Source organism: Bradyrhizobium sp. CSA207 (genome assembly GCF_029051685.1).
Taxonomy (GTDB): Bacteria; Pseudomonadota; Alphaproteobacteria; order Rhizobiales; family Xanthobacteraceae; genus Bradyrhizobium.
This window is the reverse complement of sequence record NZ_JAACFT010000013.1, coordinates 45,415-70,264: the sequence shown is the minus strand read 5'-3', so window position 1 is coordinate 70,264 and position 24,850 is coordinate 45,415. Positions and strand designations below refer to the sequence as shown.

28 protein-coding genes and 1 tRNA gene are annotated in these 24,850 nt (G+C 65.6%); 19 read left to right on the top strand and 10 right to left on the bottom strand.

Translation table 11 applies throughout. The features are described from left to right. Positions 1 to 301 precede the first annotated feature (301 nt). Complete coding sequence (locus GWG65_RS16370; protein WP_275196603.1) at positions 302 to 616, top strand: hypothetical protein; 315 nt, start codon at positions 302 to 304, stop codon at positions 614 to 616. 21 nt (positions 617 to 637) lie between these two features. On the opposite strand, the gene GWG65_RS16365 is transcribed toward GWG65_RS16370, so the two are convergent. Further along, a complete protein-coding gene (locus GWG65_RS16365) occupies positions 638 to 850 on the bottom strand; it encodes a hypothetical protein (RefSeq protein WP_148741577.1) in 213 nt (70 codons plus the stop codon). Between the two features lie 188 nt (positions 851 to 1,038). Between GWG65_RS16365 and GWG65_RS16360 the strand changes: the two genes are divergently transcribed. Both GWG65_RS16360 and GWG65_RS16355 read left to right on the top strand, forming a co-directional pair. After that, a complete protein-coding gene (locus tag GWG65_RS16360) occupies positions 1,039 to 1,299 on the top strand; it encodes a hypothetical protein (RefSeq protein WP_275196602.1) in 261 nt (86 codons plus the stop codon). A 180-nt stretch (positions 1,300 to 1,479) separates the two neighbouring features. Then, the gene (locus GWG65_RS16355) at positions 1,480 to 1,680 is read left to right on the top strand and encodes a hypothetical protein (RefSeq protein ID WP_275196601.1); all 201 of its coding nucleotides are present in this window, start codon (positions 1,480 to 1,482) and stop codon (positions 1,678 to 1,680) included. A gap of 8 nt (positions 1,681 to 1,688) precedes the next feature. Here GWG65_RS16355 and GWG65_RS16350 read toward each other — a convergent pair whose 3' ends face one another. Then, entirely contained in the window at positions 1,689 to 1,970 is a 282-nt protein-coding gene (locus tag GWG65_RS16350) for a hypothetical protein (protein WP_275196600.1), read from the bottom strand. Between the two features lie 848 nt (positions 1,971 to 2,818). Beyond that, positions 2,819 to 2,895 (bottom strand) — tRNA-Pro (locus tag GWG65_RS16345). Positions 2,896 to 2,963: 68 nt separating this feature from the next. Here GWG65_RS16345 and GWG65_RS16340 point away from each other — a divergent pair. From GWG65_RS16340 to GWG65_RS16315, 6 genes are all read left to right on the top strand, one after another. Further along, complete coding sequence (locus GWG65_RS16340; protein ID WP_275196599.1) at positions 2,964 to 3,953, top strand: L-threonylcarbamoyladenylate synthase; 990 nt, start codon at positions 2,964 to 2,966, stop codon at positions 3,951 to 3,953. An 80-nt stretch (positions 3,954 to 4,033) separates the two neighbouring features. Then, on the top strand, positions 4,034 to 5,461 hold the full coding sequence (locus GWG65_RS16335) for an FAD-binding oxidoreductase (RefSeq protein ID WP_275196598.1): 1,428 nt from the start codon (positions 4,034 to 4,036) through the stop codon (positions 5,459 to 5,461). Next, positions 5,458 to 5,913 carry a GNAT family acetyltransferase gene (locus GWG65_RS16330; RefSeq protein ID WP_275196597.1) on the top strand — a complete coding sequence of 152 codons (456 nt, stop codon included), beginning with the start codon at positions 5,458 to 5,460 and terminating at the stop codon, positions 5,911 to 5,913. Before GWG65_RS16335 ends, GWG65_RS16330 begins: the two co-directional genes overlap by 4 nt. Before the next feature lie 9 nt (positions 5,914 to 5,922). Then, positions 5,923 to 6,504 carry a GDP-mannose pyrophosphatase gene (locus tag GWG65_RS16325; protein ID WP_275196596.1) on the top strand — a complete coding sequence of 194 codons (582 nt, stop codon included), beginning with the start codon at positions 5,923 to 5,925 and terminating at the stop codon, positions 6,502 to 6,504. A 282-nt stretch (positions 6,505 to 6,786) separates the two neighbouring features. Further along, positions 6,787 to 7,716 carry a glycine reductase gene (locus GWG65_RS16320; protein ID WP_275196595.1) on the top strand — a complete coding sequence of 310 codons (930 nt, stop codon included), beginning with the start codon at positions 6,787 to 6,789 and terminating at the stop codon, positions 7,714 to 7,716. Positions 7,717 to 7,753: 37 nt separating this feature from the next. Beyond that, on the top strand, positions 7,754 to 8,947 hold the full coding sequence (locus GWG65_RS16315) for a CoA transferase (protein WP_275196594.1): 1,194 nt from the start codon (positions 7,754 to 7,756) through the stop codon (positions 8,945 to 8,947). A 190-nt stretch (positions 8,948 to 9,137) separates the two neighbouring features. Here GWG65_RS16315 and GWG65_RS16310 read toward each other — a convergent pair whose 3' ends face one another. Next, positions 9,138 to 9,893, bottom strand: coding sequence for an SOS response-associated peptidase (locus GWG65_RS16310; RefSeq protein WP_275196593.1), 756 nt, complete (start codon positions 9,891 to 9,893; stop codon positions 9,138 to 9,140). A gap of 62 nt (positions 9,894 to 9,955) precedes the next feature. On the opposite strand from GWG65_RS16310, the gene GWG65_RS16305 reads away from it, so the two are divergent. The 4 genes from GWG65_RS16305 to GWG65_RS16290 all read left to right on the top strand — a co-directional run bounded on the left by GWG65_RS16305 (position 9,956) and on the right by GWG65_RS16290 (position 11,885). Further along, complete coding sequence (locus tag GWG65_RS16305; RefSeq protein WP_275196592.1) at positions 9,956 to 10,456, top strand: hypothetical protein; 501 nt, start codon at positions 9,956 to 9,958, stop codon at positions 10,454 to 10,456. 19 nt (positions 10,457 to 10,475) lie between these two features. Continuing rightward, on the top strand, positions 10,476 to 10,910 hold the full coding sequence (locus GWG65_RS16300) for an NUDIX hydrolase (RefSeq protein ID WP_275196591.1): 435 nt from the start codon (positions 10,476 to 10,478) through the stop codon (positions 10,908 to 10,910). Between the two features lie 56 nt (positions 10,911 to 10,966). Beyond that, entirely contained in the window at positions 10,967 to 11,344 is a 378-nt protein-coding gene (locus GWG65_RS16295; RefSeq protein ID WP_275196590.1) for a TIGR02301 family protein, read from the top strand. Positions 11,345 to 11,618: 274 nt separating this feature from the next. Further along, positions 11,619 to 11,885, top strand: coding sequence for a hypothetical protein (locus GWG65_RS16290; protein ID WP_148745459.1), 267 nt, complete (start codon positions 11,619 to 11,621; stop codon positions 11,883 to 11,885). A 32-nt stretch (positions 11,886 to 11,917) separates the two neighbouring features. Here GWG65_RS16290 and GWG65_RS16285 read toward each other — a convergent pair whose 3' ends face one another. The 5 genes from GWG65_RS16285 to GWG65_RS16265 form a co-directional block, all read right to left on the bottom strand. After that, positions 11,918 to 12,235 carry a cupredoxin domain-containing protein gene (locus GWG65_RS16285; RefSeq protein WP_275196589.1) on the bottom strand — a complete coding sequence of 106 codons (318 nt, stop codon included), beginning with the start codon at positions 12,233 to 12,235 and terminating at the stop codon, positions 11,918 to 11,920. 12 nt (positions 12,236 to 12,247) lie between these two features. Then, positions 12,248 to 12,769 carry a DUF4142 domain-containing protein gene (locus GWG65_RS16280; RefSeq protein ID WP_275196588.1) on the bottom strand — a complete coding sequence of 174 codons (522 nt, stop codon included), beginning with the start codon at positions 12,767 to 12,769 and terminating at the stop codon, positions 12,248 to 12,250. Between the two features lie 88 nt (positions 12,770 to 12,857). After that, positions 12,858 to 13,547, bottom strand: coding sequence for an RNA polymerase sigma factor (locus tag GWG65_RS16275; RefSeq protein ID WP_275196729.1), 690 nt, complete (start codon positions 13,545 to 13,547; stop codon positions 12,858 to 12,860). A 66-nt stretch (positions 13,548 to 13,613) separates the two neighbouring features. After that, a complete protein-coding gene (locus GWG65_RS16270; RefSeq protein WP_275196587.1) occupies positions 13,614 to 14,486 on the bottom strand; it encodes a sulfurtransferase in 873 nt (290 codons plus the stop codon). Between the two features lie 162 nt (positions 14,487 to 14,648). Next, on the bottom strand, positions 14,649 to 15,983 hold the full coding sequence (locus GWG65_RS16265) for a dihydroorotase (RefSeq protein WP_275196586.1): 1,335 nt from the start codon (positions 15,981 to 15,983) through the stop codon (positions 14,649 to 14,651). A gap of 101 nt (positions 15,984 to 16,084) precedes the next feature. On the opposite strand from GWG65_RS16265, the gene GWG65_RS16260 reads away from it, so the two are divergent. From GWG65_RS16260 to GWG65_RS16235, 6 genes are all read left to right on the top strand, one after another. Further along, positions 16,085 to 16,966, top strand: a complete 882-nt coding sequence (locus GWG65_RS16260) for a folate-binding protein (protein ID WP_275196585.1) — start codon at positions 16,085 to 16,087, stop codon at positions 16,964 to 16,966. After that, entirely contained in the window at positions 16,963 to 17,589 is a 627-nt protein-coding gene (locus tag GWG65_RS16255; RefSeq protein WP_275196584.1) for a DNA-3-methyladenine glycosylase I, read from the top strand. Before GWG65_RS16260 ends, GWG65_RS16255 begins: the two co-directional genes overlap by 4 nt. Next, the gene (locus GWG65_RS16250; RefSeq protein WP_275196583.1) at positions 17,586 to 18,203 is read left to right on the top strand and encodes an HD family hydrolase; all 618 of its coding nucleotides are present in this window, start codon (positions 17,586 to 17,588) and stop codon (positions 18,201 to 18,203) included. The genes GWG65_RS16255 and GWG65_RS16250 overlap by 4 nt, the downstream gene beginning before the upstream one ends. Before the next feature lie 141 nt (positions 18,204 to 18,344). Then, positions 18,345 to 18,851 carry a protein tyrosine phosphatase gene (locus GWG65_RS16245; protein ID WP_275196582.1) on the top strand — a complete coding sequence of 169 codons (507 nt, stop codon included), beginning with the start codon at positions 18,345 to 18,347 and terminating at the stop codon, positions 18,849 to 18,851. Positions 18,852 to 19,065: 214 nt separating this feature from the next. Then, positions 19,066 to 20,034, top strand: coding sequence for an NAD regulator (locus tag GWG65_RS16240; protein ID WP_275196581.1), 969 nt, complete (start codon positions 19,066 to 19,068; stop codon positions 20,032 to 20,034). Positions 20,035 to 20,082: 48 nt separating this feature from the next. Further along, the gene (locus tag GWG65_RS16235; RefSeq protein WP_275196580.1) at positions 20,083 to 22,785 is read left to right on the top strand and encodes a DUF2339 domain-containing protein; all 2,703 of its coding nucleotides are present in this window, start codon (positions 20,083 to 20,085) and stop codon (positions 22,783 to 22,785) included. Positions 22,786 to 22,940: 155 nt separating this feature from the next. Here the strand turns inward: GWG65_RS16235 and GWG65_RS16230 are convergent, their stop codons facing one another. Further along, on the bottom strand, positions 22,941 to 24,629 hold the full coding sequence (locus tag GWG65_RS16230) for a methyl-accepting chemotaxis protein (protein WP_275196579.1): 1,689 nt from the start codon (positions 24,627 to 24,629) through the stop codon (positions 22,941 to 22,943). Between the last annotated feature and the right edge of the window lie 221 nt (positions 24,630 to 24,850).

Genomic DNA, 24,850 nt, shown 5'->3' with positions numbered 1-24,850 from the left:
GCGTAACGGCTTGACACGCCGCCGACACAGCCGGCGGATCGCCCCGACGGCCGTTGCCGAGGCCAACACGTGCCCGGCTTTCGCCGCACAAAACCCCAACTCACCCGAATTGGAGGGCGGCGAGGAACCAGATGCTTCGGCCCCGATTGTTTCACGAAGCGAGGAGCGCAACATGGCCAGACATCTGACACGAGCGGGACTTGCGCGCGGCGTGACCGGCGCGATCTCGGCGCTGATCGTCTGCGCGCTGATCGCATTTGGCGCCGCGTATCATTTCGCGCTGTAAGGGGGGACGTTTGGCATGACATCGGACCCCGAGGAATCGGTCAGGCTGCAAGGCTATGGCGAGATGACGCTGCGCACCGCGATCGCGACGCTGATGGCCGTGCCGGCGCGCGACCGCGCCGACGCCGCGGTCTTCCGCGTTCGCGACGAATCGCGGCTGGCGCCGCGCGAGATTGCCGAACTTGCATCCGACTGGGGCATTGCGCAGGCGGCCGACATCAAACTGCCCGACCGACATTGGCCCGATATCGTCCGCGGCATGGTGCGCGAGGCGCCGCTGCCGGCGCTCATGGTGGCGTTCCTGATGGGGGTGCTGGTGGCGCGGAGGTGACGCCCCCCGGCGCGCGACGCATCAACCGCCGATCGGCCCCGACAGGGTCCGCAGGCCCGCTTCGATCAAGGCGATATCCTCATCGATCTGCGCGATCGACGACCCGCACTCGAAGCCCGTCGTCGCTTTCAGATCAGCGACCAGGCGCCGCCGGTGCATCACCAACTGCTCCAGCGACTGACGGTCCTTCAAGCGGGTGTAACCCCCAACGATCAATTTCATCGCACTCGACATAATGCTGCCTCACAAACACAAATGAAAAATCTGCAATGAGCAGAGTGTACGGCCGATGTGACGGCCGCGCCATCCCATAGAAGCGGCATGGGGGGCCCGCTGCCCGGCCCCAGGCTGGCATTCTGCTTGCTCCACTGCGGTCAATCCCCCAGACCCGCCGTGGGTCTGTCTCAAAGTGAGGCGATCACATGCAGCCGACGTCCCGTTTCGAAGCGACCATGCCGACACAGCTCCATGCGCTGATTTCCGATCTGCGCTGGCGCACGCAACTGCTCGATGCCGATATCCGCGAGGAAGAGCGCAAGGCCGGAATTTCCGACCCGACCAACCTAGCCTATCCCCTGCTCGCTCTGAACCTGAGGGCCCGGCGCGACAATCTCCAGGTCAGCATTGCGATCCTGGAAAGCCGGCTGTCGAGCCGACCGACCGAGTGGCCCCACGCCGCCTGATCCGAATCGTGCTGGGGCACGGATTGGCAACGCGAGGCCTCGCCTTCGCGTTGCCAATCTGCAACGGTTCCCCACCGTCAGACGCCGGACAAAAGAAACTCCCATTGCCGCCACGAACCCCGCTCACAACGCCGTGAGAGTATCAGGGGAACTACGATGCGTGCACAACGGGTGTGGGTGGTGAACGGCGCCGCCAGCGTCGAACAATTGCAGTCCAGGCTGGACGATCTGAACAAGCGGCTGGGCCAGCTCGAGAGCGAGCACCCGGAAAGCCGGAACGTCGAGGCACTGAAATCAGGTGCGCTCAACCTCTCGCGCGAGATCGACGAAATTCGCTGTGCCGAGGCGACGGCGGCGTTGAGCGAGCTGCTGCGGAAGTAAGATAGCGGCTAGGCTGCACGCAGGCGGACCAGTTCAGCCTCAAACTCGAACCGCAACTGCGCTCCCTCGTCTTCCGGAAGACAGTTCGTCATCTGCGGAAAGATCGTCTGGTAGAGCGCCGTCTTTCTCGGCTCCCACGGAAGGGTCTTGGCGGCTCTGGCCTCCGCGAGGATGCGCTGAAGTTCGGTGCGCACCTGGTCGGGATCAGGGCGATACACGGGAGTCGGTGCATCATGGAACAGTTCTGCTCGTTCTTCATCCTGGAATAGATCACGCTGGAGTGAGATCATCGCTCACTCCAATCAATAGGAACAAGCGCAGCGCTCCCTCTCCATTCCTCGACAATCGCCTCTTCGAACCAATCATCACTAAGGTGGGCATGGTCCAGCACGATAAGCTGAAAGCTAGGCGATATCTCCGCACACGCGTGCGCCATCAGCCTAAAGAGGGCTTGATCGGACAGAAATGTCTGAGCAGCACGTCGCTCAGCGTTTAGCTCCTGCAGCCGATTCTGAATAGTTCGCTGCTCGCCCCGCAGCCGGTTACCCAAATGCGGAGGGTCTTCCACAGGTCGACACTAGAGTCGGACAGGCTCTTTGGAGTTACGTGATGCTTCGCTTGGATGACGCAGGTTGCAATATCTTCGTCTGCGAATGCAATATCGTCGAATTTCTCTATGGAGATGTGTCCGTTCGGCTTCTTCTTGAGCATTTGAAGCCCAAGCAATAGTGCGAGACGGCATTGATAGAGATAGCCGGCCAACGAACCGGATGCATTAAATGGATCATTCGGAACCAAAACTCCCCCCTGGTACCCTCAAAGCGGGCTAATTGGCCCAGCATGCCCGTCAGGCCCATCGAATCAAGGAGAATCTACTACAGGTAGTGCGAACTGCAGTGCAGCGAACTAAGAGCCCCGCATTCGGGCAGCGCGTCAAATCCAAGGTGTTTGGCTTTCCTTTTGCTTCGAGCCAGAAAAAAACGAGCGCATTCGCCCCAGAGCCATGCCACGCGCACAGGCCGCCCTGCCCGGTCAAATCTGCCGTGGACCCGCCGCCAAAATCGTTGCAATAAGGCGCTTCCGAGGCGCTGGCGGCCGGTCCGCCAAGCCTCTAGGAAAACGTCGATTTTTGGAAGAATGGTCGGAGTGGCAGGATTCGAACCTGCGACCCCTGCGTCCCGAACGCAGTGCTCTACCGGGCTGAGCCACACTCCGACAAGAGGCCGGCTTATAGCGTCGGGTTTGGCGCACCGCAAGCGGCCGGTCTAAGGAATTTCGTCCCTGTGAAAACGAGCCTTGAAACGCTGATTTTACCGGCAGGCCACGCCGCCGCCGAGGCTGCCGCCTGGCGGCTCGCCGCCGGCGGGCTGGTCGCGTTCCCGACCGAGACGGTCTACGGGCTCGGCGCGGACGCCGGCAATGCCGCCGCGATCGCCCATCTCTATGCCGCCAAGGGCCGGCCGGCCTTCAATCCGCTGATCGCCCATGTGGCTGACCTTGCCGCCGCGCAAGCCATCGGCCGGTTCGACGCGCGCGCCTTGCGGCTTGCGGAGGCGTTCTGGCCGGGGCCGCTGACGCTGGTGGTGCCGAAGACCGACGGCTGCCCGGTGGCTGATCTGGCCACCGCCGGCCTCGACACCGTCGCGATCCGCATTCCCGCCCACCCGGTGGCGCAGGCGATCGTGCGCGCCTTCGGCAGGGCGGTGGTGGCGCCGTCGGCCAACATCTCCGGCCATGTCTCGCCGACGCTGGCGGCCCATGTCGAGAGCGACCTTGCGGGGCGGATCGACCTGATCGTCGACGGCGGGCCGGTCGAGGTCGGCGTCGAATCGACCATCGTCGGCTGCCTCAACGCGCCGATGCTGCTGCGTCCCGGCGGGCTGTCGCGCGAGCGGATCGAGGCGGTGCTGGGGCTGCCGCTTTTGCGGCCGCAAGCGGAGGCCGAGAGCGACGACAGCCAGCCGCTGGCGCCGGGCATGCTGGCCTCGCATTACGCGCCGCGGGCCAGCGTGCGGCTCGATGCGCGCGACGTGGCGCCGGGCGAGGCGCTGCTGGCGTTCGGCCCTGCGCGCCTCCCCGGCCTTGACGCCGCATCGGCCGTGATGAATTTGTCGCCCGGCGGCGATCTCGATGAAGCCGCCGCCAATCTGTTCGGCTATCTTCGCGCGCTCGATGCGAAGGGCCCGCGGGCGATCGCGGTGATGACGATTCCCGAACAGGATCTGGGCGAAGCCATCAACGACCGCCTGCGCCGCGCGGCGGTTGCGCGATAGCGCATGATGCGGAAAACTGTGCACCGGTTTTCCGATAAGATCATGCGCAAACGAAAAGAAGCCGAGCAAGAGACGAAAGCATGAACATCAATCCAGCCGCCACGCCGCCGCTTGCCCCCGAGCTGATCGCGCAATTTCGCAAGATCGTCGGCGAGAAGCACGCGATCACCGATGCGGCCGATATCGAGGCCTACGTCACCGAGGAGCGCAACCTGTTCCACGGCCGCTCGCCGCTGGTGCTGCGCCCGGGCTCGACCGCGGAAGTCTCCGAGATCTGCAAGCTCGCCTCCGCGCACAGGATCGCGCTGGTGCCGCAGGGCGGCAACACCGGCCTCGTCGGCGGCCAGACGCCGCACAATGGCGAGGTGGTGGTGTCGCTGCGCCGCCTCGACAAAATCCGCGAGGTCGATACTGCCTCCAACACCATGACCTGCGAGGCCGGCGTGGTGCTGCAGATCGCGCAGCAGAAGGCGGCCGAGATCGACCGGCTGTTTCCGCTGTCGCTGGGCGCGGAAGGCAGCTGCACCATCGGCGGCAATCTGTCGACCAATGCCGGCGGCACCGCGGCGCTCGCCTATGGCGTGGCGCGCGAGATGGCGCTGGGGCTGGAAGTGGTGCTGGCCGACGGGCGCGTGCTCAATGTGCTGTCGAAGCTGAAGAAGGACAATACCGGCTACAATCTGCACAACCTCTTCATCGGCGCGGAAGGCACGCTCGGCATCATCACGGCGGCGACGCTAAAGCTGTTTCCGAAGCCGCGGGCGATCGAGACCGCCTTCGTCGGGCTGAAGTCGCCGGAGGCGGCGCTGAGGCTGCTCGCCATCGCGCAAAGCGAGGTTGCGAATGCGCTGACGAGCTTCGAGCTGCTGTCGGAGCTGGCGGTCGATTTCTCGATCCGCCACGGAATCGACGTGCGCGATCCGCTTCAGGACAAGCATGCCTGGTACGTGCTGATGGAATTGTCCGCAGCCGGCGAGGATGCGCGCGCGCCGCTGGAGGCGATCCTGACCCGCGCGATGGAAGACGAGATCGTCGACGACGCCGTGATCGCGGCCAACCTCAGCCAGCGCGCCGGCTTCTGGAAGCTGCGCGACGAGATGTCGTCGGCGCAGAAGCCGGAAGGCGGCTCGATCAAGCACGACATCTCCGTGCCGGTCGCCGCCGTGCCCGCCTTCATCGCCGAGGCCAACGCTGCCGTGGTGAAACTGATCCCCGGCGCGCGGCCGGTGCCGTTCGGCCATCTCGGCGACGGCAATTTGCATTACAATGTCAGCCAGCCGGTCGGCGCCGACAGCGCGGACTTTCTGGCGCGCTGGCACGAGATGAACGCGGTGGTGTTCGCGATCGTGCTGCGCATGGGCGGCTCGATCTCGGCCGAGCACGGCATCGGCGTGCTCAAGCGCGACGAGCTGCCTGACGTGAAAGACAAGACCGCGATCGAGCTGATGCGCGCGATCAAGACGATGCTCGACCCGCTCGGAATCATGAACCCGGGAAAAGTGCTGTGAACGAAGCTGTCTTTCTGCTCGCGATCGCGGAGATCGCCGATGCCGACGTCGAGCCGGTCATCGCGCTGTGGCAGCGCTGCGGCCTGACCCGGCCGTGGAACGATCCGCATGCCGACATCGCGCTGGCGCGGCGGCGCGACAATTCAACCGTGCTGGTCGGCCGCGATGGCGGCGCGATCGTCACGACCGCCATGGTCGGCCATGACGGCCATCGCGGCTGGGTCTACTACGTCGCGGTCGATCCCGACTGCCGCAAGCGCGGTTTTGGCCGCGTCATCATGGCCGCTGTGGAAGACTGGCTGCGCCAAGCCGGGATTGCAAAGCTCCAGCTCTTGGTCCGGCGCGGGAATGAGCAGGCGAATGCGTTCTACCAATCGCTCGGGTTCGAGGAATCGACCTCGGTAATGTTCCAGAAGTGGCTCGACGGCCGCGACACGACGCCAAACAACTGAGATCGAGCCATGACCATTTCCGACCGCGTCCGCATCAAGGACGTCCGCGTGCTCTCGGACAACTGGACCGTCCTGAAAGAGACGACGTTCGACTACCGGCGCGCCGATGGCGAATGGCAGACGCAGCACCGCGAAACCTATGAGCGCGACAACGCCGCGGCCGTGCTGCCCTATAATCGCGTAGGGCGTACGGTGATCCTGGTGCGCCAGTTCCGTCTGCCGGCCTATATCCGCGGCTATGACGATCTCCTGATCGAGGCCGCCGCCGGCGTGCTGGACGAGGCCGCTCCGGAGGTGCGCATCCGCGCCGAAGCCGAGGAAGAAACCGGCTATCGCCTGCACCATGTGCACAAGGTGTTCGAGGCATTCATGAGCCCCGGCGCGGTGACCGAGAAGCTGCATTTCTTCATCGCCGAATACGAGCCCGAGATGCGCGTCAGCGACGGCGGCGGCCTTGCCCATGAAGGCGAGGACATCGAGGTGCTGGAGCTCGGCATCGACGAGGCGCTGGCGATGATCGCCGATGGACGCATCATCGATGCCAAGACCATCATGCTGCTGCAATATGTGGCGCTGCATATCTTTCGGTGACAGTTTTGCCTTCCTTCTCCCCTTGTGGGAGAAGGTGGCGCGAAGCGCCGGATGAGGGGTTGCATCTGCGAATTCAGTCGCCAGAAAGTCGCTCGCGGCTAGAAACCCCTCACCCGTCTCGCCGCTCTGCGGCGAGCCACCCTCTCCCACAAGGGGAGAGGGAACAGCAGCGCAATCCGCCTCAACCTGCTTGCAATCCTGACCTGCGCCCCTTTGCCCCCCGTTGAGCTCATCGCCGACTATCTCTAGTCTGGTCTTAACCAAGAACCAGGAGACGCGCCCATGTCCGCTTCGCGCGACGATGAATTCGGCTTTGCGCCCGACTATGATGCTCCCGTCCCCTATATGCAACGCACGCGCGACTATTACGCGGCGATCGGCTACACCACGCCGTATCGCTGGGCGCATTATACCGAGGCGCCGTTCCAGCCGCTGAAGAACGAGCTGTCACAGTCGCGCGTGACCATCATCACCACGGCCGCGCCTTTCGATCCGGCCAAGGGCGACCAGGGGCCGGGCGCGCCGTATAATGGCGGGGCGAAGTTCTACGAGGTCTATGACGGCGACACGTCGAAGCAGCACGATTTGCGCATCTCGCACATCGGCTACGACCGCAAGCACACCAGCGCCACCGACAACGGCACCTGGTTCCCGCTGCCGCAGCTGCTGAAGGCAAGCGCCGCAGGCCGCATCGGCGAGGTCGCGCCGCGCTTCTTCGGCGCGCCGACCAACCGCAGCCATCGCGTCACGCTGGACACCGACGCGCCGGAAATCCTGGCGCGCTGCCTCACTGATGCCGTCGACGTCGCCGTGCTGGTGCCGAACTGCCCGGTCTGCCATCAGACCACGGCGCTGGTGGCGCGGCACCTGGAGGCCAATGGCATTCCGACGGTAGTGATGGGCTGCGCCAAGGACATCATCGAGCACGCCGCCGTGCCGCGCTTTCTGTTCTCCGACTTCCCGCTCGGCAATTCGGCCGGCAAGCCGCATGACGTCGCCTCGCAGGCGCAGACGCTCGAGCTGGCGCTCAGGCTGCTGGAGACCGCCAGCGGCCCGCAGACCACGATGCAGTCACCGCTGCGCTGGAGCGAGGACGCCTCCTGGAAGCTCGACTACAACAACGTCGCTCAGCTCAGCGCTGAAGAGCTGGCGCGGCGCCGCGCCGAATTCGACAAGCAGAAGGAGATCGCGCGCGGCAACCGCGCCGCCTGACGTCCTCCAATAACGAAAATCAAAGGGAGAGAGAGACGTGACGCGACCGTTCGAGGGCGTGAAGATCCTGGACTTCACGCAAGTGCTGGCCGGCCCCTATGCGAGTTACCAGCTCGCGCTGCTGGGCGCCGAAGTCATCAAGGTCGAGCGGCGCGAGGGCGAGGACATGCGCCGCACGCCGCTGTCGCGCGAATGGGCCGAGCGCGGGCTCGCGCCTGCGTTCCAGGCCATCAACGGCAACAAGCGCAGCCTGACGCTTGACCTGCAAAAGCCGGAGGCCATCGCCATCGTGAAGAGGCTCGCGAGCCAGGTCGACGTCGTCATGGAGAATTTTCGTCCGGGCGTGATGGACAAGCTCGGCATCGGCTACCAGGTGCTCTCCGCAATCAATCCAAAACTGATCTATTGCGCCGTGTCCGGCTTCGGCCAGACCGGCCCGGATCGCCTGCGTCCCGGCTATGACGGCAAGATGCAGGCGCTGTCCGGCATCATGGCCATCACTGGGCACCCTACGACCGGGCCGACCCGCGCGGGCTTTGCGGTGTGCGATGTGCTCTCGGGCGCGACCGCCGCGTTCGGCGTGTCGAGCGCGCTGTATCAGCGCGACCGCACCGGCAAGGGCCAGCTCATTGACGTCTCCATGCTGGAGGCGACGCTGGCGTTTCTCTCGGGGCAGATCGCGGACTGGTCAGTGGCCGGCCATCGCCAGCAGCTTTCAGGCAACCAGGCGGTGAGCCGCAGGACCACGGCGAACCTGTTCAAATGCGGTGACGGCCACATCCTGCTCGCCGTCAACAACGAGAGGCAGTATCGCGCGCTGATGTCTGCGCTCGGCCGCGAGGACACGCTGGCCGATCCGCGTTTTTCCGACTGGTTTGCGCGCAACGAGAACGAGCCTGCGCTGCGCGCCATCATCGAGGAAGCGCTCGCGAAAAAGCCGGCGCGCGAGTGGGAGACGATTTTGGAGGATGCCGGCGCGCCCTGTTCCAGCATCTGGACGATCGAGGAGGTGATCGACCATCCGCAGATCTCAGCCCGCGGCGTGATCCAGGAGCTCGATACGCCCTACGGCCGCCTGCGCTTCGCCGGCAGCGGCTTCAAGCTCGCGCATGGCGGTGGCAGGCTCGACCGCATGGCGCCGGAACTCGGCGCCGATACGAATGCGGTGCTGGAGGAGCTGGGCTTCGATGCGGCGGAGATCGCGGCGCTGAGGGCACGGGAGATCGTGTGAGGCGCGGAACCACTAACTCCGCTGTCGTCCCGGACAAGCGTCAGCGCAGATCCGGGACCCATTATCACAGGATGGAATTTGGCGAAGACTCGTGGTCGTCAGCTCGCGCCACAACGTCTCCCTGGGGCTATGGGTCCCGGATCTGCGCGCGCTTTGGGCGCGCTTGTCCGGGACGACAGTGTGGCTACAGCTAAAACAACGACCCCTGTCCGTCGTCCGCCGATCCGGCCGCAGCTTTCCGCACCACCTGCTTCTTCGGCACCTCCGCCTCCATCTCCTCCGCGCTGATCGGCAGCAGCAGCTGGTCGTCGTCATTTGCGACGCGGTTGACGCGGGTGGAGACCGGGTGCCAGGCGAATTCGCCGATGCGCGGGGCGGCCATCAGCGGCAGCACGTCGTCCACCTCGTCGCTGCGGGAATCGAGCCAGCGCTCGAAATCGCGCGGGCTGATGGTGACGGGCACGCGGTCGTGCAGCGCGGCGAGATCCTCACCTGCCGCCGCCGTAACGATCGCGACGGTGTCGAGTTCCTCGCCGTTCGGCCCGGCCCAGGTCTCGAACAAGGCGGCGAAGCCGAGCGGCTCACCATCGGCGCGGTGGATGAAAAAGGGCTGCTTGCGGCCGCCCTCCGCCTTCCATTCGTAATAGCCGTCGGCCGGGATCAGGCCGCGACGGCGGCGAATCGCCCGCTTGAATGCCGGCTTTTCGAGCACCGTCTCGGAGCGGGCGTTGATCAGCAGCGTAAACCCGCGGGGGTCCTTGACCCAGCTCGGCAACAGGCCCCAGCGCATCAGGCGGAAGTGACGCGCGCCGTTCTCGACCAGCACGACCGGAATCGGCTGTGTCGGCGCCACATTGTAGCGGGGCGGGAAGTTCGGCTGCTCGATATAACCGAACAGTTGCCGCAAGGCCGCGGGGGCCGAAGTTATGACGAAGCGTCCACACATCCTTGGTGCCTATATAGGGTCCGTTCAGGTCCTTTTAACCCCGAACGTTAACACTGCGGCGGATGAGCTCAACGGTCTCCCAGCCCGCGCGGACGCTTGTACAGACGGGACCCGAGGCCGCGGCCTGGGCCGAGCGGCTGCGCGTGGCCAACATCAACCCGCGGACCGGGCTTGCCACCGACTATCTCAACCATTTCAATGAAGCCGTGATGCTGCTCGAAATGGTCCCGGACATGCCGGAATGCGCGGAAGACTTCTTGACGTGGTCGCCGCTGTCCTATGCCGAGCATTTCACCGCCTCGAATTTCAAGGCGCGAGATCTCGCGATCGAAGCCTACGAGAAGGCCGACCCCAGCGTGCGTGCGCAGTTCGACCACATCACCGACACCATGACCTCGATCCTGACCGCGGTCGGCTCGGCCATGCGCGAGGTCGAGAAGGACACGACGCGGGTGCGCCTCGCCGAGCAGGCGGCGGCCTGGGTCAAGCCGCTGATCGCGGCCTGCGGCGGCATCATCAATGGCGGCGCGGAAGCCGACATCGACACCATCATGGCGAACTGAGCGCGGGCAGGTGACGAAATTGGCCTCACTCGTCCAGCCCGCCCACCCCCAGCTCGCGGTCAGCGCCGCGATCTTCCGCGACGGCAAAGTGCTGTTGGTCCGCCGCGCCCGCTCGCCCGCCAAGGGGTTCTATTCGCTGCCGGGCGGCCGGGTCGAGTTCGGCGAATCGCTGCACCAGGCACTGGCGCGCGAGGTCGATGAGGAGACCGGGCTCGACATCGACATCATCGGCCTTGCCGGCTGGCGCGAAGTGCTGCCGGCAACGAGCGGCGCTGGCCACTACCTCATCATGTCCTTTGCCGCCCGCTGGACGGCCCGGGAGCCGGTTCTCAACGACGAGCTCGACGACTACCGCTGGATCGCCCCGGACGCACTGGCGAGCCTCGGTGACCTCAAGCTGACCGGGGGGCTGGAGGAGGTGATCCAGTCGGCCGCGCGGCTGATCGGACCTTAAAAGGGGTCGTTCCGCCGGTCTTGCGTCCACCGCCCTGAGGAGGCATACACCGGCCGATGTCCGCGCGATTTCTGGCCATTTTTGCCCTCATTCTCGCCTGCGCCTGCGTGCCCGCCCGGGCCCAGGACGTGGCGGCGCCGTTTGACGGCGATCTGCAGCGGCTGGCCGAGATCCTCGGCGGGCTGCATTATTTGCGCGGCATCTGCGGGGCCAACGAGGGCAACAAATGGCGCAGCGAGATGCAGGCGCTGATCGACGCCGAAACCCCCTCCGGCGAGCGCCGCACCCGCATGATCGCGGGCTTCAACCGCGGCTATAACGGCTTTCAGCAGACCTACCGGAGCTGCACGCCGGCGGCAACCGTCGCGATCCGCCGCTACATCGAGGAAGGCTCGAAAATCTCACGCGATCTCACGGCGCGCTACGCGAACTGAGCGCCCCCTCATCCTGAAGGAGCGCGCTCTTCGCGCGCGTCTCGAAGGATGCAGGCCCCGCAGCAGCGACGCGGCCTCCATGGTTCGAGACGGCGCTGGCGCGCCTCCTCACCATGAGGAACAGGCCTTCAAACTCGCAGATGGAACCACGACATCGTCTTTGTCCACTGCCATTAACCGTTCTTAAAGATGTGGCCTAGCGGAGGTTAATACGCGTGCTACACCTCTGACACAGCGCATCGCCGTGGATCGCGCCCCAGCCCTGTCGAGTTTCATGAGCCATCCAGTGTCCTACGCCCCCGCCCGCGCGCCGCTGCCCGATCACGAGCAGAAGCAGGCCGCGCTGAGCTATCTCAACGAGGCCTGGGCCGAGGCGCGCCATGACGGTGTCGACGGCGACTGCCTGGCGCAGGCGAGCCTGTTCGCGGCGCTCGCCGAGCTCGTCGGGACCTATGGCGAGGACGCGGTGGCGAAATTCGTCGAGGGTTTTCCCGGCCGCATCCGCAACGGCGAGTTCTCCGTCGGAATCTCCAGGCAGTAGGCGGGCGCTCCTCTCCGACACGATCGGGAATGCTACGGAATGACCTTCAGCGTCGCCTTCATGTTGGGATGGAAGCGGCAGTAATATTCCACGATCCCGGCTTTCTTCACAACCGTCGTCCCGGATTTCTTCGCCGGCAGGTTCACGTCGAATTCGCCGCTCTTGGCGGTGGCGGTGTGGGCAAACACGTCCTTGTTGATCCACTCGACGGTGTCGCCGACCTTCGCAGAGGCCTCGGCCGGCGATATCTCCAGATTCTCCATCGTGATCTGAATTGTCGCGGCGTGCGCCGGGACGACCATCGTTGCGAAGACGACCGCTGTTACGATCGAAGACAAACGTCCCGGCATGATATCCCTCCTCTACTTCAGCTCGGCCGCGACATGCACGGCGTGCTGCTGATGGCCCTGGAATATCTTCAAGCCCGTCTGCAGCAGGCTCTTCAGTTCCGCGTTGCTGGCAGAGGGAATAAGCTGGGTCTCCAGCGCGCCGTTGACCGTCTCGTGATAGGCGACCTCATTCGCGACGTAGGCCTTGTCGAAGGCTGCGCCGTTCAGCTTGTCGAGCTCGGCGAGCTTATCGCTCGCCTGCTTCGAAAGCGCCTTGCTGGTGTCGTTGTCTTCGGGCGTGACGTTCAGCTTCTTGACCAGCGCGAGCGCCTGCTTGTTGACCGCCTCGTGGTCGCGCAACATGTCTTCGGCGAACGCCTTGACGTCCTTGCTCCTGGCTTTCTTCACCGCCTGCTTGGCGGCATTGACGTCGATCACGCCTGCGGTGTAGGCGATATGTGCGATCTGCGGATCGGTGGGCTTGGTGCCTTGCGCGAGCGCAGGGCCGGACAAAAGGGCGACCGCAGCGATCGCCGCGCTCCATCGGACGAACATGGTTGATACTCCTGTGGCGCCGGAGTTTTCCCGGCTGCTTGCTTGCACAGGAGTTGGATGAGAATTCCGCGCGAACGTTCCCGAAAAATTACGCGCCACCCAGGCGCTTGAGCACGGCCTCCGTCAGACGCTCGCAGCGCCGGCCGGCAAACGGGAAGGCATCCATCACGACCGGACCGATCTTCTTCTCGACATTTTCGCGCAACATCGCGCGCGCACGGTGCAGCCGGGTCTTCACAGTTTCAGGCTTGACGCCGAGCAGCTCGGCCGTCACCTCCATGCTCATCCCCTCCATCACGCGCGCTATGAAGACCATGCGGAAGACGTCCGGCAATTCATCGACGGCGTGCTCGACGACGCGCTGGATTTCACGTTGGGCCATGGATTTTTCCGGATCGCTTGCGGCGGACGAGAGGGGGAACTGGATGATTTGCGCTTCGAGCGTTGCCTCCGGCACGGATCCCAACTCGACCTGCGGCTTCCGACTGCGTACGCGGCCGAGCGCCTCGTTGATCGCAATGCGCGACAGCCAGGTCGATAAGCTGGACTCGCCGCGAAAGCCGTCGAGATTCGTAAATGCGCGGACATAGGTCTCCTGCACCACATCCTCGGCCTCGCTGTCGCTGCGCAGGATGCCACGGGCGAGCCGGTAGAGCCTGCGGTTGTTGGCCTGCATGATGGTACGCAGCGCCGCCTCGTCGCGGGCTCGCGCGCGGCGAACCAGTTCAGCCTCGGGCGCGCCGTCCTCAAGGGCCGGAAATGTTGCGGTGCGATGTATCACGGGCGCGTCTCCAGCTTTTCGGACATTGGATGCTGGTCCGCCAAAAACGTTCCCGGGAATCCCCTAATCCGTCTCGATCGGCAGCGCCGGATCCCTCGCCCATTCGCCCATCGAGGCGTCGTAGAGCGTGAGCTTGTCGTAGCCGAGCTGCGTCAGCAGGAGCAAATCGATCGTCGCCGAGATGCCGCCGCCGCAATAGCAGATCACGTCCTTGTCGCGCGTGACGCCTTGGCTCGCGAATTTCGCTTCCGCATCTGCAAGCGTCGTCAGCGTCTTGCCGGCGCCGTCGACGAGCGAGGCGGCGGGAACGTTGACGCTGCCGGGAATGCGGCCAGGCCGGCCGTAGCGGCTCGGCTCAAGGCCGCGGTGAAACTGTGGGCCGAGCGCATTGACGATTGCGGTTGCGGGATTGCCGATCCGCGCCATGACCGTGTCCTTGTCGACGAAGAAACCCGCCCGCGGCGCGGCCTTGAAGCTCGTCGCTGGATATCCCTTTGCTGCGCCCGTCTCGACCGGCCGCCCCTCGGCCTTCCATTTGTCGAACCCGCCGTCGAGCACTCGCGCATCGACGCCGAGCGAGCGCAGCATCCACCAGAACCGCGTCGACCACATCATCGTGCCGATGCTGTAGAGCACGATGGTCCTCGATGCATCGAGGCCATGGCGGCCGAAGGCGGCCTCTAACTGGGCCACACCAGGCATCATGAACAAATGCTGCGCGGAGGTGTCCGAGAACTCGCCTTGCAGGTCGAGAAAATCGGCGCCCGGGATGTGACCCGCCTCGAACGTCTTGTCGCCGGGCACTGCGCGATAAGGCACATCGCTGCCCGGCGGCACTGGCTCGTTATAGGTCGTGCAGTCGTAGAGGCGCAGGCCGGGATCGCCGAGCATGGCGGCGAGTTGTTCGGTGGTGATGAGGAGGGATGGTTGGGACATCGGACTGCTCTCCCGTTCGAGAGGACGCGTAGACCTCTCCCCACGTCATTGCGAGCGAAGCGAAGCAATCCAGAATCTCTCCGCGGCGGCAGTCTGGATTGCTTCGCTTCGCTCGCAATGACGAGTGTGGGGAGACATCGCGCCCCTTCGACAGTGATACGCCTACTCCTTCAGCGTCTCCAGAAACCGCACCGGCTCGCCCTGCGATGGCGTCACCAGCTCGCCCTGCCACATCACGCGGCGGCCGCGGATGAAGGTGCCGACGGGCCAACCCGTCACGCGCATGCCGTCATAGGGCGTCCAGCCGGCCTTGGAGGCCACCCATTTGTTGGTGATGGTCTCGCTGCGCTTGAGGTCGACGATGGTGAAGTCGGCATCGTAGCCGGCCGCGATGCGGCCCTTGCAGGCCATGTTGTAGAGGCGCGCCGGGCCGGCGCTGGTGAGATCGACGAACCTTGCCAACGACAGGCGGCCCGCATTGACGTGGTCGAGCATGAGCGGCACCAGCGTCTGCACGCCGGTCATGCCCGAGGGCGAGGCCGGGTAGGTCTTCTGCTTTTCTTCCAGCGTATGCGGCGCGTGGTCGGAGCCGAGCACGTCGATGATGCCCTGCTCGATGCCGCGCCAGATGCCGGCGCGGTGATCCGCCCCGCGCACCGGCGGGTTCATCTGGGCCAGCGTGCCGAGCCGTTCGTAGCATTCCGGCGCGGCCAGCGTCAGATGATGCGGCGTCGCCTCGCAGGAGGCGACATCCTTGTGGTCGCGCAGGAACTCGATCTCTTCCTTGGTCGAGATGTGCAGCACATGGATGCGTTTGCCGGTCTCGTGCGCAAGCTTGACCAGCCGCTGCGTCGCCATCAGCGCCGCAGTCTCGTCGCGCCAGACCGCGTGCGAGCGGGTATCGCCCTCGATGCGGAGCGACTTGCGCTCGTTGAGGCGATATTCGTCCTCGGCGTGAAACGCCGCACGGCGGCCGATCACCTGGAAGATGCGGCGCAGGCTTTCGTCGTCCTCCACCAGCAGCGCGCCGGTCGAGGAGCCGATGAACACCTTGACGCCCGCACAGCCGGGCGCACGTTCCAGCACGGGCAGGTCCTGCACGTTCTCGCGGGTGCCGCCAATGAAGAAGGCGAAATCACAATGCATGCCGTGATGGGCGCGCTGCACCTTGTCGGTGAACTCGGCCTCATTCACAGTGAGCGGCGAGGTGTTCGGCATCTCGAACACGGCGGTGACGCCGCCCATCACGGCGCTGCGCGAGCCGGTTTCAAGGTCTTCCTTGTGCGTCAGCCCGGGCTCGCGAAAATGCACCTGCGTGTCCATCACGCCGGGCAGGATGTGCAGGCCCTTGCAGTCGATCACCTCCGCAGCGGAGGCCTGCGACAGCGCGCCGATCTCGGCAATGCGGCCATTGGCAATGCCGACATCGCGGACGCCCTCACCGTCCTGGTTGACCACGGTGCCACCCTTGAGGATGACGTCGAAACGCTGGGTCATGGCAAAAGGCCTCTCTCATCCCCAAGCGCGGGGCTCGAGGTCTTGTCGTTTATGCGTTGCGGGCTTACGTTCCGGAGCAACATGTCGCAAGAGATTTTCGCATGAAATCAGCGTTTCTTCCCGACCGGGGCGTGGTCAAGGTCGCGGGCGAGGATGCGCGCAACTTCCTCAACGGCCTCGTCACCACCGACGTCGACAGGCTCAAGCCCGGCCTGGGACGATTCGGCGCGCTGCTGACGCCGCAGGGCAAGATTACCGTGGATTTTCTGATCACGGAGGTGCCCCCCGGCCATGGCGGCGGGTTCCTGATCGACTGTCCAAAAGTGCTGGCAGACACCCTCGCCACCAAGCTGAAATTCTACAAGCTCCGTGCCAAGGTCGTTGTGGAGAACCTCTCCGGCGAGCTCGGCGTGCTCGCGGCCTGGGACGGCAAGCTCGCGGCCCAGCCGGACCTCGCCTTCGCCGACCCGCGCAACGAAGAACTCGGCTATCGCATCCTGATTCCCGAAGATCTCAAGCAGAAGCTGTCCGATCTCATCGGTGCCGAGCTCGTTGACGCCGCTGCATACGAGGCCCACCGCATCGCACTCGGGGTGCCGCGCGGCGGGCTCGATTTCATGTACAGCGATGCGTTTCCGCACGAGACCAACATGGATCGTCTTGCCGGCGTCGATTTCGACAAGGGCTGCTATGTCGGCCAGGAGGTCGTCTCGCGCATGCAGCATCGCGGCACCGCACGCACCCGCAGCGTCAAGGTGCTGCTCGAAGGGGCCGCGCCTGAGGCCGGCGCCACCATCCTCGCCGGCGACAAGCCGGTCGGCACCATCGGCTCGACTGCCGACGGCAAGGGCATCGCGCTGGTGCGCATCGACCGCGTCGCCGACGCGCTCGACGCGGGCCAGCCGCTCACCGCCGGCGGCCTGGCGTTGAGGCTGGCGGAACCTGACGTCGTGCGCATTCCAACCAAGCAGCCCATCGCATGAGCCGTGCGTCCCGCCTCCATGCCGACGGCCTGACGCGCTGCCCATGGCCGGGCGAAGATCCGCTCTACGTCGCCTATCACGACACCGAATGGGGCGTGCCGGAATATGACGACCGCGCGCTTTACGAAAAGCTGATGCTCGACGGCTTCCAGGCCGGCCTGTCCTGGATCACGATCCTGCGCAAGCGCGACAATTTCCGCAAAGCGTTCGATGATTTCCAGCCGGAGAAGATCGCGCGCTACAATGCGAAGAAGGTCCATGCGCTGATGAACGATGCCGGCATCATTCGTAACCGCGCCAAGATCGACGGCGCGATCCTCAGCGCAAAATCCTATCTCGACATCATGGAGAAGGGCCCGGGCTTCTCGAAGCTGCTGTGGGACTTCATGGACGGCCGGCCCAAGGTCAACCATTTCAAGACGACCGCGAGCGTGCCGGCTTCGACGCCGCTGTCGGTGCAGATCTCCAAGGAGCTGGCCTCGCGCGGCTTCAAGTTCGTCGGCCCAACCATCGTCTATGCCTTCATGCAGGCGACCGGCATGGTCAACGACCACCTCGTCGACTGCCACTGCCACGCGAGCTGCGGCAAAGCGCAGCGCAAGCCGCGCCTCAAAGTCAAATGACGGCGAAGAAGACCGCCGCGCGCGATGTGCCATCCCGCGCCTGGCAGCGCATGCTGTCGGGACGGCGGCTCGACCTGCTCGATCCCTCGCCGCTCGATATCGAGATTGCCGACATTGCGCATGGGCTGGCACGTGTGGCGCGCTGGAACGGGCAGACCACCGGCGCCCACATCTTCTCTGTGGCGCAGCACACGCTGCTGGTGGAGACCGTGATGCGGCACGAGATGCCGCGCGCCGATCAGCGGCTGCGGCTCGCCGCCCTGCTGCACGATGCGCCCGAATATGTGATCGGCGACATGATCTCGCCGTTCAAGGCCGTGCTCGACGGCCATTACAAGGCGGTCGAGAAGCGGCTGCTCGGCGCGATCCATATCCGTTTCGGGCTGCCGCCGGTGCTCGCCGACGAGATCACCCAACAGATCAAGGCGGCCGACCGCGGCGCGGCCTATCTGGAGGCGACCGAGCTCGCCGGCTTCAGCGACGCCGAGGCCAAGCGCCTGTTCGGCCGCGATCCAGGCCTCTCCGACAGCGTCCGGCGCGACTACCTGACGCCTTGGACGGCGGCGCGGGCCGAGAAGCAGTTTTTGGAGCGGTTCAACGCGGTATTTGCGTGAGCATCAGCCTTTCGTAGGGTGGGCAAAGCGAAGCGTGCCCACCAAACAAAGCAAGCTGCGCGGAGTGCGAAATCGTGGGCACGGCGCGATGCGCATTTGCCCACCCTACGGCGGCGGCTATAATCCGCAAAAAGGTCCGTCATGATCCACGTCTGTTCCCTCGCCGCGCTTCCCGAAACCGTCCGCCTTACCGGGGCCAGCCATGTGCTGACCGTGATGGCCAATGTCGAGCAGGTGGCGCGGCCGGTGTCGGTGTTGCCTGCCAACCATCTCAAGGTGTCGATGGACGACATCACCGAGGAGATGGACGGCTTTGTCGCGCCGTCGGAAACGCATATCGATCAGGTGCTGAATTTCGTGCGCGGCTGGGACCGCGGCGCGCCGCTGGTGGTGCATTGCTACGCGGGCATCAGCCGCTCCACCGCGAGCGCGTTTGCCGCCGTGTGCGCACTCAATCCAAATCGCGACGAGATCGAGATCGCGAAAAAGATCCGCTCGGCCTCGCCGATCGCCTCGCCGAACCGGCGCATCGTCGGTCTCGCCGACCGCGCGCTGGGGCGCAACGGCCGCATGCTGCGCGCGCTCGACGAAATGGGCCCGGGCGCCATGATGGTCGAGGGTCGCCCCTTCGTGATCGAGCTCGAATGACGGGTGCGCGCCACAGCATAGGTGCGCTCCCTCTCCCGCTTGCGGGCAGCGCAATCGCATATGCCTGTGGTGAGCCTGTGCGGAGATGCTTCCACACCGTCATGGCCGGGCTTGTCCCGGCCATCCACGATCTTGCTCGCGGCACGAAGAACGTGGATGCCCGGGACAAGCCCGGGCATGACGAGTTTGTGGCTACCCCTGCGATCCTATCCGCATGAGCGAAAAGCTCCTGACGCCGATCGAGATCGGCCTGACGGCGGCGATCGTCGCGATCGAGGATCATGAGCCGCTGGTCCTCACCGCGCGCAGCAATGACGGGCTTGCCGGCCTGCCGTTCGGCCCGTTCGATGCGCCAAGCCACCGCACCTTCGAGATCGGTCTGCGCGCCTGGGTCGAGGCACAGGCGGGCCTGCGGCTCGGCTATGTCGAGCAGCTCTATACGTTCGGCGATCGCGGCCGTCATGCGGAGGCCGGCGACACCGGCGCGCACATGGTTTCGATCGGCTATCTCGCGCTCACGCGTGCTGTTGGCGGCGAACTCGCTGCGACGGGCGCGAGCTTCGAGCCCTGGTATCGCTTCTTTCCCTGGGAAGACTGGCGCGAGGCGCCGCCCGCGATCATCGCCCGCGACATCATCCCGGAGCTGACCAAATGGGCCGGGGACGAGACGCCGGAGACCACGCGAGCGCTGCCGCGCAAGGATCGCGTGCGGTTCTATTTCGGTCTCGACGGCGCTCCCTGGGACGAGGAGCGCGTGCTCGACCGCTACGAGCTTCTGTACGAAGCCGGCTTGATCGAGGAGGCGCGGCGGGACGGCCGCCCTGCGGCATTAGCGCGCAAGTCGCTTCCGGCACTCGGCACCTCGATGCGGTTCGACCATCGCCGGATCCTCGCCACCGCGATTGCGCGGCTGCGCGCAAAACTGAAGTATCGTCCTGTCGTCTTTGAACTTTTGCCGGCCGAGTTCACACTTACCGAACTGCAGTACACGGTGGAGGCAATCTCCGGCCGGCACCTGCATAAGCAGAATTTCCGGCGCCTGGTCGAAACCGAAGCCCTGGTCGAACCGACCGGGGTGATGTCGACACAGACTGGCGGGCGGCCGGCGGCGCTCTATCGCTTCCGCCGCGACGTGCTCCAGGAACGGCCGGCGCCCGGCTTGCGCGTGCGCTCCCGGCGCTAGATCAGGATTTGCGCGGCGGCCCATGTGCGCCGGTCGCCAGGAGGCCTTATGTTCGACGACCCGTTCAACGTCCTTGCGGCGCTGTTTGCCATCGCTGCCTTCCTGGTCGCGATCAAGGCCTCCAACCAGGTGACCGAGCTGCGCCGCCGGCTGAGTTCGCTGGAGGCGACGCTGCAGGCACAGCGGCCGATCCAGCCGCCGCCGGTGCCGTTGCCAGAACAGGTGTTGACGACGACTGCCGCAGCAGCACCACCACCGCTTGCGCCCGAGGCCGAACCAGTTTCGCCGCCACCGCTCGTGACCGATCCTGTCACGCCGCCGCCGATCGAGACGAGCACGGACAACATCGCGCCGCCTCCCGTGCCCGCCGCAGAGCCCGGCTTCGAGGAGCGGCTCGGCACCCGGTGGGTGGTGTGGATCGGCGGCCTTGCGCTCGCGCTCGGCGGCTTCTTCATGGTGCGCTATTCGATCGAGGCCGGGCTGGTCGGCCCCGGCGTGCGGGTGTTCCTCGGCGGCCTGTTCGCGCTGGCGCTATTAGGTGCCGGGGAATGGACGCGGCGCAAGGAGAGTATCTCCAGCATGGCGGCGCTGCCGATTGCCAACATTCCGGCGATCCTCACCGCGGCCGGAACGGCGGTGGCGTTTGCCACCATCTACGCGGCCTACGCGCTCTACGGCTTCCTCGTGCCCGCCACCGCTTTCGTGCTGCTCGGCCTCGTCGCACTCGGCACGCTCGCCGCAGCGCTGCTGCACGGCCCCGCGCTGGCCGGCCTCGGCGTGATCGGCGCATTCGTGACGCCCGCCCTCGTCTCCAGCGGCAAGCCCGACTATTGGGCGCTCTACGTCTATCTCGCGATCGTCACCGCCGCGAGCTTCGGCCTCGCCCGCATCCGGTTGTGGCGCTGGCTTGCGGTGACCACCATCGCCTTCGCCGTGCTCTGGATCCTCCCGGGCCTCGACGCCGGCGAGCTGCAGGTCGCACCGCACGCCTTCCATGTGATCGCCGGTTTCGTGCTGGCCGCCCTGCTCGTCGTCTGCGGCTTCATGTTCGGCCCCACGATCGGGGACGGCGAGATCGAGCCGGTCTCGTCGAGCTCGCTCGGCGCCTATCTGTTCGGCGCGATGCTGATCGTGCTGTCGAGCGCGCATGCCGATCTGGCGCTGATCGCCTTCACCCTCCTGGTGGCCGCAACGCTGTTCGTGGCCTGGCGCGCGCCGGCGGCCACCGGCGCGCTGGGTGCGGCCGCAGCCACCGTCTTCATCGTGTTCGCCGAATGGGCGGTGCGTGCCAATCCCGACATGCTGGTGCTGCCGGGCGGACCGCTCCCCGGCGTCGGACCGGCCGCGATCGACAGCGCGGTGACACTGCATCTGGTGATGGCCGCGATCTTCGCCGCCGGTTTCGGCATCGCAGGCTTCCTGGCGCAGGGACGCTCGAACTCGGCGATCATCCCGGTGGTGTGGTCGGCGGCTGCGGTTGCCACCCCCATTGCAATTCTCGTTGCGCTTTACGCACGCATCGCCCATCTCGACCGCTCGATCCCCTTTGCGATCCTCGCAGTCCTGCTCGCTGCCGCGTTCGGTGCTGCGACCGAAGCGCTCACCCGCCGCGAAACCCGTCCGGGCGTTGCGGTCTCCACCGCGCTGTTCGCGACCGGCACGCTCGGCGCGCTGGCGCTGGCGCTGACTTTTGCGCTGGAGAAGGGCTGGCTCACCATCGCACTGGCACTGATGTCGCTCGGCACCGCCTGGATCTCGATGCAGCGGCCGATCCCGTTCCTGCGCTGGCTCGCTGCCGCGTTTGCCGCGATCGTCACCGCGCGGATCGGCTATGATCCCCGCATCGTCGGCGCGGACGTCGGCACCACGCCAATCTTCAACTGGCTGCTGTGGGGCTATGGCCTGCCGGCGCTGTCGTTCTGGGCGGCGAGCCATTTCCTGCACCGCCGCGGCGACGACGCGCCGCTGCGCATGGTGGAGGCCGCCGCGATCCTGTTCACGGCGCTGCTGGCCTTCATGGAAATCCGTCACTTCGCCACCGGCGGCCGCATGACTTCGCCGCCGTCGCTGCTCGAATTCGCGCTCCAGGTCTGCGTGATGCTGGCCATGGCGATCGGGCTCGAGCGGCTAAGGCTGAGGAGCCATAGCGTCGTGCACAAGGTCGGTGCGGTCATTCTCACCGTAATTGCCGGCCTCATCAGCGTGTTCGGCCTGCTGATCCTGGAGAACCCGTTGCTGTGGAGCAGGACCGATGTCGGCGGCCTCGTGTTCAACCTGTTGCTGCTCGGCTACGCGCTGCCGGCCGTGCTGATGCTGCTGCTGTCCTATGCGGTTGTCGGCGAACGCGGCAGGACCTACGCCAACACGATCGCAAGCGGGGCACTGGTGTTCGCGCTCGCCTACGTCACGCTGGAGATCCGGCGCTTCTATCATGGACCGATTCTGCTCGGCGGCGAGACCACGGGTGCGGAGCAATACACCTATTCGATCGGCTGGCTCGCCTTCGGCGTGGTGCTGCTCGGCGTCGGCATCTTCGTCAACTCCGAGCGGGCGCGGCTGGCATCGGCGGCGGTGATCGCGCTGACGATCCTCAAGGCCTTCGTCATCGACATGTCGACGCTGACCGGCGTCTACCGCGCGCTGTCCTTCATGTGTCTCGGAATCGTGCTGGTCGCGATCGGCTGGCTTTACCAGCGCATCCTGTTCCGACGGCAGGTCGCTCCGCCGCCGGCTCCGCAGACAAGCACGTAGAGGTCAGGCCTGTAGCTGGAACGCAGCGGCGTTCGGTCGTGCCGAGGTGTTCACCTCTCCCCAGCGGGGAGAGTCGGATTGCGCAGCAATCCGGGTGAGGGGCCGCAGCGTTCGGTGAGCCTGTAATCCCTCACCGGCTTTCGGCTGCGCCGCCTCTAGGCCGCGCGAACCGACTCCAGGAATTGCGCGACCTCGACCTTGAGACGGGTGCTGTCGCTCGCGAGCGACTTGGCGGCAGACAGCACCTGGGTCGAGGCCGAGCCGGTCTCGATCGCGCCGCGCTGCACGTCCGTGATGTTCGACGAAACTTCCTGCGTGCCGAGCGAGGCCTGCTGCACGTTGCGCGAAATCTCCTGCGTGGCCGCGCCCTGCTCCTCGACGGCGGCGGCGATGGCCGACGACACTTCGGATAGCCGCTCGATGGTGCCGCCGATCTCCTGGATGGCGCTGACGGACTCGCCGGTCGCGGCCTGGATGCCGGAGACCTGGGCTCCGATCTCGCCGGTCGCCTTCGCGGTCTGATCGGCCAGCGCCTTGACCTCGGAGGCGACGACGGCGAAGCCGCGGCCGGCCTCGCCGGCACGCGCCGCCTCGATGGTCGCGTTCAGCGCCAGCAGGTTGGTCTGGCCTGCGATCGTGTTGATGAGCTCGACGACATCGCCGATGCGAGAGGCCGCCACCGACAGCGCGTTGACGCGCTCGTTGGTCCGCGCCGCCTGTTCGACGGCTTCGGCAGCCATCCGCGCCGAATCCTGCACGCGACGGCTGATCTCGGTGATGGACGACGACAGCTCTTCAGATGCCGACGCCACCGACTGGACGTTGGTGGATGCCTCCTCGGAGGCGGCGGCAACGACGGTCGCGAGCTCCTGCCCGCGCTGCGCGGTGCCGGTCAAGGTGGCCGCAGACGCTTCGAGCTCGGTCGAGGCCGCCGAGACGGTCTCGACCACCTCGGCGATCATGATCTCGAAATTGCGGGTGATGGCGTCGACGCGCCGGGCGCGTTCGATCTTGGCTTCGGCATCGCGCGCGGCGGCCTCGTCGGCCGCCTTCTTGGCGATCAGCGCCTCCTTGAAGATCTGGAGCGCATTCGCCATCGAGCCGATCTCGGTGTTCTCACCGCGATGCGGCACCTCGGCCGAAAGATCGCCCTCGCCGAGCGACTGCATCGGACTGATGATCGAAGCAATACCCCGAGAAACGTCGCGCACGAGATAATAGGCCGCGCCGATCGCGATCACGACCGAGACCACGATGATGCCGACCAGTACGCGGAAGATCATGGCGTAGCTGTCGGCGGCCTGCTTCGTCTCCAGCTCGGCGCCCCGGTTGTTGAGTTCGATGCCCTTCTGGAGCAATGGATCGGCAGCCTGGGCCATCTTCGCGACCTTGGTCTGCAACAGCTCGTTGGCGTCGGCCGGGAAACGGCCAACGCTCTTGCGCGACAGTGCCATCACGTCCTGCACGCCGTTCAGATACTCGGCCCACGCCTTGGTCCATTGCCCGTAGAGCGAGCGCTCTTCGGCACCGGTGATCAGCGGTTCGTAGACCTTGCGGGTCTTCTCGATGCGCTCGCGGAGCGAGGCAAGCCGCTTCTCTGCCGCGTCCTTGCCCTCAGTGGTGTCCTGCATCAGGTGCAAGCGCAGCGCCACGCGCAGCTCATTGATGTCGGCGCGAAGCGAGCCGAGAGCCCGCACGCTCGGCAGCCAGCTCTCCGCGATCTCGACGGTGTGCGCGTTGATGTTCTGCATGGTGCCGATCGCCGTCACGCCGACGCCGGCAAGCGAGAGCACGAGGACCGTCAGCACGGTCAGAAGCTTGAAAACGATCGACAACTTCGACATCACACCCAATCCCGATGATACCTGGCAACGCACGTGTCGCCTGCGCCGCGACCGCCATGACGGCGACGAGACGGAGGTCAGCTCAACAGTGCTGGCTGGTTCTTATCCGGTAAGATTGCGCACATAGTCGCAAACAGGCGTTAACAGGAGCCTACGTTAAAATTACGGGCGCGGCCTTGTCGGCGTTATTTTCTCTGCAACCATATCTTGCAGCTGCGCGG